Source organism: Bradyrhizobium sp., assembly GCF_036735945.1.
GTDB lineage: Bacteria > Pseudomonadota > Alphaproteobacteria > Rhizobiales > Xanthobacteraceae > Bradyrhizobium.
On record NZ_DAINNI010000163.1, the window covers coordinates 1 to 9,031 of the forward strand.

Sequence of the window (9,031 nt, forward strand, 5' to 3'; positions counted from 1 at the left end):
AGGAGCCCATGGAGATGACGTAGCGCGGCTCCGGCATCTGGTCGTAGACCTTGCGCAGCGCCGGCGCCATCTTGTTGGTCAGCGTGCCCGCCACGATCATGACGTCGGACTGCCGCGGCGAGGCGCGTGGCGCAAAGCCGAAGCGCTCGACGTCGTAGCGCGGCATCGACACCTGCATCATCTCGACCGCGCAGCAGGCGAGGCCGAACGTCATCCACATCAAGGAGCCGGTGCGGGCCCAGGTGATCAGATCGTCAGCGGCAGCGACGAAGAAGCCCTTGTCGGAGAGCTCGTGATTGACCTCGAGGAAGAACGGGTCGTTGGCCCCGACCGGCTTGCCGGTCGAGGGGTCGAGAATGCCCTTCGGCGCCTGCGCAATATCAGGCGAAGCGCCGCGGGTTACAGTCGGGCTCAATCCCATTCGAGCGCGCCTTTCTTCCACTCATAAGCGAAGCCGACCGTGAGGACGGCCAGAAACACCATCATCGACCAGAACCCGGTGGCCCCGAGCTTGCCGAATGCGACCGCCCACGGAAACAGGAACGCCACTTCGAGGTCGAAGATGATGAAGAGGATCGCGACCAGGTAGAAGCGGACGTCGAATTTCATGCGGGCGTCGTCGAATGCGTTGAATCCGCATTCATAGGCGGAGAGCTTCTCCGGATCAGGCTGCTGGAACGCGACCAGGAACGGGGCGATCAGCAGCGCCAGACCGATCAGGCTCGCCACTCCGATAAACACCACAAGTGGAAGGTAGTTCTGCAGGATGCCGGACATCGGCGGTGCCTTTTGCTGCGGAATTGACCGCAGATTCGTTGATTGGAATTATTCTTGGCTTAGCGCAGCGCAACAGAGGGCGCAAGACGAGCCATCCTGACGCTTCGGCCTGCCCCCGATGCGTCGGCAGAACACCAAAAAGTGTTGCGTTCCTGCCGCGCTCGACCAACGCGGGACGGCCGGCATGGTCCCAAATTTCAGTTCAATTGTTTCTCGTCCGCGAGCATCTGGGCGGCGGTATCCGTCAGCCGGTCGATTTGGTCGAGCAGCACCGTCAGTTCGTCCTTGCCGAGCTGTTCCAGCAGGCGGCGGTTACGCTCCTGCGCCCCTGCCACAATCGCGTCATGGGCGGCCAGCCCGGCCTTGGTCAGGCAGACCAGAGTCTCGCGATTATCGCGCGGATTGACCTCCTTGGCGACCAGCTTGCGCGCGACCAGTTCCGCCAGCGCCCGGCTGATCTGCCCCTTGTCCATGCCGACCGCCTCGGCGAGCCGGATAACGCTCATCGGCGGTCGCCGCCCAAGCGAGGCCACCAGGCCGAATTCGACCGAGGACAGCCCGGTCAGCCGCTTGTACCGCAGGATCGCGCCGCGCTTGAGCACGTTCGCCAGCACCATCAGCCGCGACGACATCATCGCGGTGATCGGCGCCAGCTCCGCGACCTCGGCGGCCACAGGTGCAGGCGCGGTGCGCTTTCCAGGCTTCCGGCTCATCTGCACACCTCTGCCAATAGAGCGGGCCAGTGCCAAGATCACCAACACCGTTCAGCGAGACGATAGAACCAGACCTTGCGCATAAGACAGCCCAATCGGGCCATCGAAAAGATCAATCAAAAATCGTTGACATTGTCATCGATTATGATTTCACTGGCCCGAATAATCAACGACTGCGGCGCCAATGCCGCGGCGGGAGGAAACGGATGACCATCACGCCGCGGGATCGCGATCTCGGGACCGGCTATGCCATGAAGCCGTCCACAACGCGGACCGAGCTGACCTCGGTCGGTCGCGGCACGCCGACCGGCGAACTGCTGCGACGGTACTGGCACCCGGTCGGCCTCGTTTCCGACGCCACCGATATCCCCAGAAAAGTGCGCGTGCTTGGCGAGGACCTCGTGCTGTTTCGCGATGGCAGCGGCCGCGCCGGCCTGTTGCACGCGCGCTGCTGCCATCGCGGCACCACGCTTTATTACGGCAAGGTCGAGGGGGACGGGCTGCGCTGCTGCTATCACGGCTGGAAATTCGACGCCGAAGGTCACTGCCTCGAACAGCCCTGCGAGCCGGAAGGCGGCCTGTTCAAGGACAAGGTGCGCCAGCCCTGGTATCCCCTTGAGGAGCGCTACGGCCTGATCTTCGCCTATCTCGGACCGGCAGAGAAGAAGCCGGTGCTGCCGCGCTACGAATGCCTGGAAAACATGGACGACGGTGAGTTCGTCGAGGCCGACGACTCATCGATCGGCGGCGGCGGTCCTGCGATCATTCCCTGCAACTGGCTGCAGCATTTCGAGAACGTGGTCGATCCCTACCATGTGCCGGTGCTGCACGGCTCGTTCTCGGGCCCGCAATTCACCACCATGATGGCATCGATGCCGCAGGTGACGTTCGAGATGTCGCCGCGCGGCGTTACCGTGCGCTCGATCCGCCGTCAGGACGACGGCAAGGTGTTTTACCGCGTGACGGAAGCAGCCCTCCCAACGCTACGCGTGGTGCCGAACCCGCGCGTCGCGCAATTCGCCCGCGTCGAATCGATCGGCTGGACGCTGCCGATCGACGATACCTCGTTCCGCATCTACGTCGCGGGCCGCGTCAAGACATCGGGCGATATCGGCCGCATGCGTTCAAAGTTCAACGGCAAGTTCTGGTGGGACATGAGCGAGCGGGAGCATCAGCAATTCCCTGGGGATTACGAGGCGCAGGTCGGCCAGGGTCCGGTGACCATCCATTCGGAAGAGCATTTCGGCCAGAGCGACCGCGGCATCCTGATGATCCGCAGAATGCTGAGCGATCAGCTGGAGGCGCTCGCCGCGGGCCGCGACCCGATCGGCGTCTCCTTCGATTCAAATGGACCGCCGGTCGAATTCGAGGCGGGAAATTTCATCCGCGACGCCTGACGCTCATTTGCAATAAGAACAAGATTTGGGGGGAAGCATGGTCGATGTCGCGCCGCAGGTCGCCCTGCCAAACGAAGCCACAGCACGTCCGTCGATCCGGCGCTATTACGTGCTGGCGCTGCTCACGATCATCTATGCGCTGAACTTCCTCGACCGCACCATCTTCAACGTCCTGATCGAGCCGATCAAAAAGGAGTTTGCGCTCAGCGACACCACGATGGGCCTGCTCGCGGGCTTCGGTTTCGTGCTGTTCTATTCCGTGCTCGGCATTCCCATTGCGCGCATCGCCGACCGCTTCAACCGCCGCAACATTGTCGCGATCGCGCTGGCGTTCTGGAGCGCGATGACGGTGTTGTGCGGAATGGCCTCGAGCGTGGCGACACTGGCGCTGGCGCGGATCGGTGTCGGCATCGGCGAATCCGGCGGCACGCCGGCCTCGCAATCGATCATCGCCGATATCTTCAGCAAGAACGAGCGCCCGCGCGCACTCGGGATCTACGCCATCGGCACCTATCTTGGCGTCTTCCTCGGCTATTTCATCGGCGGCTACGTCAACCAGTACTACGGCTGGCGGATGGCGTTCTATGTCGCCGGCCTGCCCGGCCTCGCGCTCGCCGCGGTGCTGTGGCTGACGGTATCGGAGCCGAAGCGCGGCGCGATGGCCGAGACGTTCACGCCGGAGCCGATCGGGCCGACGCTGGCCTTCCTCGCCTCGCAGCGAACCTTCATCATCCTGCTCGTGGGCTTCTGCCTGACGACCTACACCAACTACACCACCTCGGCCTGGATTCCGCCGTTCCTGGCGCGCGTGCACCATCTCTCCAGCGCCGAGATCGGCACCTATGCCGGCACCTTCAAGGGGCTGTGCGGCATCGCCGGCACGCTGCTCGGCGGGATCGTCGTGGCGGGGATCAGCCGCCGCGACGATCGCTGGAAATTATGGGCGCCGGCGATCACCTCGGGTCTTGCCGGGCCGGTGTTCGCGCTGTGCATGCTGACACCGGATTTCACCATCATGGTCGCGACACTGGCGGCGACCTCGTTCCTGGTCGGCTTCCAACTCGGCCCGATCTTTGCGATCGCGCAGACCGTCGCCAAGCCGAGCATGCGGGCGCTGGCCTCCGCCATCATGCTGCTGACGGCCGCCGGTTTCGGCCAGGGCATCGGCCCCCTCGCGGTCGGCATGCTGAACGACGCCCTGAAGAACGACTTTGGCGCCCAGGCCGTGCGCTATTCGCTGCTGTCGGCCGCAGTCACGAGCACGGTCGGCGCACTTCTCTTCATCTGGGCGGCCCGGTCGATCCGCGGCGACATCCAGCGGGCAAGCTGAAACAAGGGCTGCCTGCCCGCCTTCATCTTGTTTTCATTGGCGTTTTGATCCCGACAGCCCGCCGCGCACGCTGCGTCGATGCCGTTCGTCGCCCCGTATGTGACCAACCTCACAGAGAATTGACAAAATACCGGCGAAAAACCGGCCAGATGAAACCATTTTGCCGAAACCACGAAACGATCCGGAAACACTCCGGGCTTACTTCTGTCGCCAACACAGGACGTCAAAGGCGTCCGGGAGGCATCACATGAACCACTCCATTCATTCAGCGGATCGCGCTACCCATTTGAAGATCGTGGTTGTCGCTCTGGTGGCAGGCATTGCAGTTGCGGCGTTCGGCATCTCCGCCCGGACCGGCGCGGATTACAGCGAGACCGCCCAGGTCGTGAAGGCCGGCAAGCCGGTGGTCGTGACCAGCTCAAGCATCTCGACGGTGCGCTAACAAGATACCGATACATCTCGAATAAAAACGGCTGCCCGATGGGCGGCCTTTTTGTTTGCAGCGGTCTCCAAGGACCAGACACCAAGCCATTGATTTAAATGGCGCGAGAGACGGGACTCGAACCCGCGGCCTCCGCCGTGACAGGGCGGCGCTCTAACCAACTGAGCTACTCCCGCGGATGCCGCAATCAGATCCTGATCCGCGCAGAACCGAGGGCATAAAGGCCCGCCCCCGCTTAGTCAAGGACGTTGCTGATGCCGGTAACAGGCGGGCGCTTCTGCGATTCCGCAGCGGAAAACGCCCGGTTTTCGGGCGGAACAACGCGGGCGCCAATCTCGCGAATCGACCGATGACTGCTACATCTGGGTTTCCTGATACCCGCCGTCTTCCGACGCTGCGGACAACCCCGTCTCATGCTACCCGTACGACGCATTTTCCGCGCCGGCATTTGCAATCGCACCCAAACTCATTCCAGACACGAGGAGAGCCAGTTATGGCAAAGAAGGCAGCGGCTCCGGCCACCATCACCCTCAAGCATCTGGCCGCAGCGCTCGCCGAGGAGCATGAGTTGTCCAAGAAGGCGGCCGAGGCGATCCTGACCGACATGGTCGACATGATCGCCAAACATTTGAAGAAGGGCGACCGTATCAGGATCGTCGGGCTCGGCATCCTCCAGGTCCGCAAGCGCGCCGCCCGCCTCGGGCGCAACCCCGCGACCGGGGAACCGATCCAGATCAAGGCCAGCAAGAAGGTCGCCTTCCGCGCGGTCAAGGAACTCAAGGAAGCCATCTGACGCCTCCTTAAGGCGAACCGAAGCGCCATTTCCGGTGGAGGGCCGGAATGGCGCTTTTCTGGTATAGAGCGCTTCCCTTGCTCATGTTGTCCGGACCGTCATGCTGGCTTCCCCTCTCGCCTTCACCCACGACGTCACCGAGCGCTTCCTGCGCTATGTCGTGATCGACACCCAATCCGATCCGAATTCGCCGACCTGCCCTTCCACCGAGAAGCAGAAGAACCTCGGCCGCCTGCTGGCGTCGGAGCTGCAGGCGCTGGGGTTCAAAGACGCGCATCTCGACGAACACGGCTATGTCTACGCGACGATCCCGGCCACTACCGACAGGAAGGTGCCGGTGATCTGCTTCTGCTCGCACATGGACACCTCGCCGGACTGCACCGGCGCCAACGTCAAGCCGCAGGTCGTCAGGAATTATCAGGGCGGCGACATCGTGCTGCCGGCCGATTCCAGCCAGGTGATCCGCGCCGCCGACCATCCGGCGCTGGCCAACCAGATCGGGCATGACATCATCACGTCAGACGGCACCACGCTGCTCGGGGCCGACAACAAGGCCGGCATCGCCGAGATCATGGATGCCGCGCGCTTCCTGATCCAGAACCCGCAGATCAAGCACGGCACCATCAAGATCCTGTTCACGCCGGATGAAGAGATCGGCCGCGGCGTCGACAAGGCCGACCTCAGGAAGCTCGGCGCCGATTTCGCCTACACGATGGACGGCGAGAGCGCCGGCAATATCGAGGACGAGACCTTCTCGGCCGATGGCGCCACCATCACCATTGAGGGCGTCTCGACCCATCCGGGCTTTGCCAAGGGCAAGATGGAGCACGCGGTCAAGATCGCCGCTGCCATCATCGACCGCCTGCCCAAGGACACCTGCTCGCCTGAAACCACCGAGGGCAAGGAGGGCTTCCTGCATCCGATCGGTATCAAGGGCGAGCTGGAGAAGGCGACCATCGGCTTCATCGTCCGCGACTTCACCGACGAAGGCCTGCAGCAAAAGGAAGCCCTGCTGGAAGACATCGTCAAAGGCGTGATGAGGGATTACCCGCACTCCAGCTACCGGATGGAGGTCAGGCCGCAATACCGCAACATGAAGCAGGTGATCGACCGTCACCCCGAAACCGTCGACTACGCCATCGAGGCGATCAGGCGCGCTGGCCTTGAGCCGGTGCGAAGCTCGATCCGCGGCGGCACTGATGGTTCGCGCCTCTCCTTCATGGGCCTGCCCTGCCCCAACATCTTCGCCGGCGAGCACGCCTTCCACTCGCGCCTCGAATGGGTCAGCCGCCAGGACATGGAAAAGGCCGCGGAGACCATCGTGCATCTGGCGATGATCTGGGAAGAGCGGGCGTAGGAAGCGATACTTTTTCCGTCAAGGCGACGGGTCGCGCCGCTTACGGCAGCGATCCCCGCAGGCCTTTGATACCCGTAGTAACTCCGCCGGCCTTCTCGGGAATGCTGTCCGTGCGGTCCTCACTCTGCCCGGACATCATGATCACTCGCGCGAAGATCACGCCGAGCACGACGACCGCGACCAAAATCAGCCCGACCCGGACCGGAGTTAGATATGGATTGGGTACGGTCATCACTGCTGCAACTCATGCTCATCCGCCCCAAGCGTGCTGCAGCAAGCATGGTTGAATCGTCAGGCGATTTGGTGGCGTGGCGGCGGCGATCCGGCGGTTGAATTGGAAGAGGCCCGCCCGCCCAACCTACGACGCCCGCGCCGTCACGACCCATACCGATGCCGGCAGCAGCACCGCGTCGCCCTTGGCGAACGGCGTCAGCGCTTCGCGAATGGAAGCTACCGCGGCCGCGCGCAGATGCTCCGGCTGTCCGTCCAGCGCCCGGCTCACCGGGCCGATTTCCAGCGTGCCCTGTACCGCGCCGTCGAGGCCGCCGCCGATCGCGGAATCCAAGAGCAGCGGGCACGCCTCCATCTCGACGCCGGCAAAGCCGGCCTCACCGAGGATGCGGCGCACGCGCGCCTCGGCGGCAAACGCGAACGGTCCGGGATCTTCCGGCCCCTGCTGCGGCAATTTCGGCACATGCTTGTAGGCGGCCGAAAGCGGCGCCATGAAGAACGGGTTTTCGCGCGGCTCGCGCCAGCAGGCGAACGCCAGCCGTCCCGAGCGCCGCAGCGCCTTGCGCATATTGGCAAACGACAGCACCGGATCGGCAAAGAACATCACGCCGAACCGCGAGGCCAGCACGTCGAAGCTTTCGGGCTCGAAGGGATAGACGGTGGCGTCGGCGAGCACGAAATCGACCGGCAGATCCTTCGGCGCGGCCTGCCGCGCCCGCTCCAGCATCGGACCGGAGACGTCGACGCCGAGCACATGGCCCGATGGCGCAACTCTTCGCGCGAATGCAATCGCGGTGGCGCCGCTGCCACAGCCGACATCGATGACGCGCTCGCCCGGCCTGAAGCCGGCCCGATCGATGACGAGATCGGCGACGGGCTTGAGCAGCACGTCCTGCGCCGCCTGGCGATCCGCCCAGCGCTGGCCGGCGGGCCCGTTCCAGTAGGCGACCTGGTCCGCGTTTTGATCGTGGCTTGTCGGTGAGTCCATGGCGCGCGGTCCCTTTTTGAAGTTCGAAACGCTTTCGGGATGAGTCCGCCTTCGCTCTTCGAGCTTCGGCGCGCGACAGCCTTCGCCCTGCGCACAATTCCCTGGCGACCCCACCGCTGCGAACGCTGGCTTGCCCAGCCGTAGCCCGCAGGGCGAAGGCTGGTAGGCGGCGAGAGATTCGAACTCCCGACCCTCTCGGTGTAAACGAGATGCTCTAACCAGCTGAGCTAGCCGCCCGTAAGCCGCCCCTATCTACAGCGCCGCATAGTGTGAACGCAAGCGAGGCCGGCGGCGGCAAATGGCCCGAAACCGGCGGATAAGGTGGGAAAATATCGAGCCGGGCGGCGATCTGGTGAAACCCTCGTCGCGGAACAAAAACGGCGCCCGAAGGCGCCGTTTTATCACTTTCAGAAATCGATCGCTCAGTGAGCGGTCAGGCCGCCGCCGGCTTCCTCGCCCGAGTCGGGCTTCACGGCCACCTTGGCGTCCTCTTCCCAGACGATCGGCGTCGGCGCGCGGACCAGCGCCTTGGCGACCACCTCGTCCAGCCTTCCGACCGGGATGATCTCCATGCCGCCCTTGATCGCATCGGAAATCTCCGTGAGATCCTTGGCGTTGTCCTCGGGGATCAGCACCGTCTTGATGCCGCCGCGGGCCGCAGCCAGCAGCTTCTCCTTCAGACCGCCGATCGGCAGCACGCGACCGCGCAGCGTGATCTCGCCGGTCATCGCGACATCGTGGCGGACCGGGATGCCGGTCATGACCGAGATGATCGCGGTGGCCATCGCGACGCCCGCCGACGGCCCGTCCTTCGGGGTCGCCCCTTCAGGCACGTGGACGTGGATGTCGCGCCGGTCGAACAGCGGCGGCTCGATGCCGTAGTTGATCGCCCGCGAGCGGACGTAGGACGCCGCCGCGGAGATCGACTCCTTCATCACGTCGCGCAGATTGCCCGTGACCGTCATCTTGCCCTTGCCGGGCATCATGACGCCTTCGATGGTCA

Annotated in this window: 11 protein-coding genes and 2 tRNA genes; 5 read left to right on the forward strand and 8 right to left on the reverse strand. The window is 64.0% G+C overall.

All coding sequences use genetic code 11. The features are described from left to right. The 3 genes from nuoB to V7E26_RS27385 all read right to left on the reverse strand — a co-directional run. The coding region (gene nuoB / locus V7E26_RS27375; protein WP_324422375.1) for an NADH-quinone oxidoreductase subunit NuoB at nucleotides 1–421 on the reverse strand (421 nt) is incomplete at its 3' end. After that, nucleotides 412–777 carry an NADH-quinone oxidoreductase subunit A gene (locus V7E26_RS27380; RefSeq protein WP_057849463.1) on the reverse strand — a complete coding sequence of 122 codons (366 nt, stop codon included), beginning with the start codon at nucleotides 775–777 and terminating at the stop codon, nucleotides 412–414. The genes V7E26_RS27380 and nuoB, both read right to left, overlap by 10 nt. Nucleotides 778–974: 197 nt before the next feature. Beyond that, complete coding sequence (locus tag V7E26_RS27385) at nucleotides 975–1,490, reverse strand: MarR family winged helix-turn-helix transcriptional regulator (protein ID WP_324422378.1); 516 nt, start codon at nucleotides 1,488–1,490, stop codon at nucleotides 975–977. Nucleotides 1,491–1,696: 206 nt separating this feature from the next. Between V7E26_RS27385 and V7E26_RS27390 the strand changes: the two genes are divergently transcribed. From V7E26_RS27390 to V7E26_RS27400, 3 genes are all read left to right on the forward strand, one after another. Continuing rightward, complete coding sequence (locus tag V7E26_RS27390) at nucleotides 1,697–2,887, forward strand: aromatic ring-hydroxylating dioxygenase subunit alpha (RefSeq protein WP_324422380.1); 1,191 nt, start codon at nucleotides 1,697–1,699, stop codon at nucleotides 2,885–2,887. 37 nt (nucleotides 2,888–2,924) lie between these two features. Beyond that, the gene (locus tag V7E26_RS27395) at nucleotides 2,925–4,217 is read left to right on the forward strand and encodes a spinster family MFS transporter (RefSeq protein ID WP_324422382.1); all 1,293 of its coding nucleotides are present in this window, start codon (nucleotides 2,925–2,927) and stop codon (nucleotides 4,215–4,217) included. Between the two features lie 247 nt (nucleotides 4,218–4,464). Continuing rightward, nucleotides 4,465–4,659 (forward strand): hypothetical protein, encoded by a 195-nt coding sequence (locus V7E26_RS27400; RefSeq protein ID WP_324422384.1) that lies wholly within the window; start codon nucleotides 4,465–4,467, stop codon nucleotides 4,657–4,659. A gap of 99 nt (nucleotides 4,660–4,758) precedes the next feature. On the opposite strand, the gene V7E26_RS27405 is transcribed toward V7E26_RS27400, so the two are convergent. Then, nucleotides 4,759–4,835: transfer RNA gene (locus V7E26_RS27405), tRNA-Asp, on the reverse strand. 173 nt (nucleotides 4,836–5,008) lie between these two features. Here V7E26_RS27405 and V7E26_RS27410 point away from each other — a divergent pair. Both V7E26_RS27410 and pepT read left to right on the forward strand, forming a co-directional pair. Beyond that, the gene (locus V7E26_RS27410) at nucleotides 5,009–5,452 is read left to right on the forward strand and encodes an HU family DNA-binding protein (protein WP_324422396.1); all 444 of its coding nucleotides are present in this window, start codon (nucleotides 5,009–5,011) and stop codon (nucleotides 5,450–5,452) included. Between the two features lie 100 nt (nucleotides 5,453–5,552). Beyond that, the gene (pepT, locus tag V7E26_RS27415) at nucleotides 5,553–6,809 is read left to right on the forward strand and encodes a peptidase T (protein ID WP_324422386.1); all 1,257 of its coding nucleotides are present in this window, start codon (nucleotides 5,553–5,555) and stop codon (nucleotides 6,807–6,809) included. Nucleotides 6,810–6,849: 40 nt separating this feature from the next. Here pepT and V7E26_RS27420 read toward each other — a convergent pair whose 3' ends face one another. The 4 genes from V7E26_RS27420 to V7E26_RS27435 all read right to left on the reverse strand — a co-directional run. Further along, complete coding sequence (locus V7E26_RS27420; RefSeq protein ID WP_324422388.1) at nucleotides 6,850–7,041, reverse strand: hypothetical protein; 192 nt, start codon at nucleotides 7,039–7,041, stop codon at nucleotides 6,850–6,852. Nucleotides 7,042–7,167: 126 nt separating this feature from the next. Next, nucleotides 7,168–8,028, reverse strand: coding sequence for a class I SAM-dependent methyltransferase (locus V7E26_RS27425; RefSeq protein ID WP_324422390.1), 861 nt, complete (start codon nucleotides 8,026–8,028; stop codon nucleotides 7,168–7,170). A 160-nt stretch (nucleotides 8,029–8,188) separates the two neighbouring features. Beyond that, nucleotides 8,189–8,265: transfer RNA gene (locus V7E26_RS27430), tRNA-Val, on the reverse strand. Nucleotides 8,266–8,450: 185 nt separating this feature from the next. Then, nucleotides 8,451–9,031: S16 family serine protease (locus V7E26_RS27435; RefSeq protein WP_324422392.1), on the reverse strand; the 581-nt coding region annotated here is incomplete at its 5' end.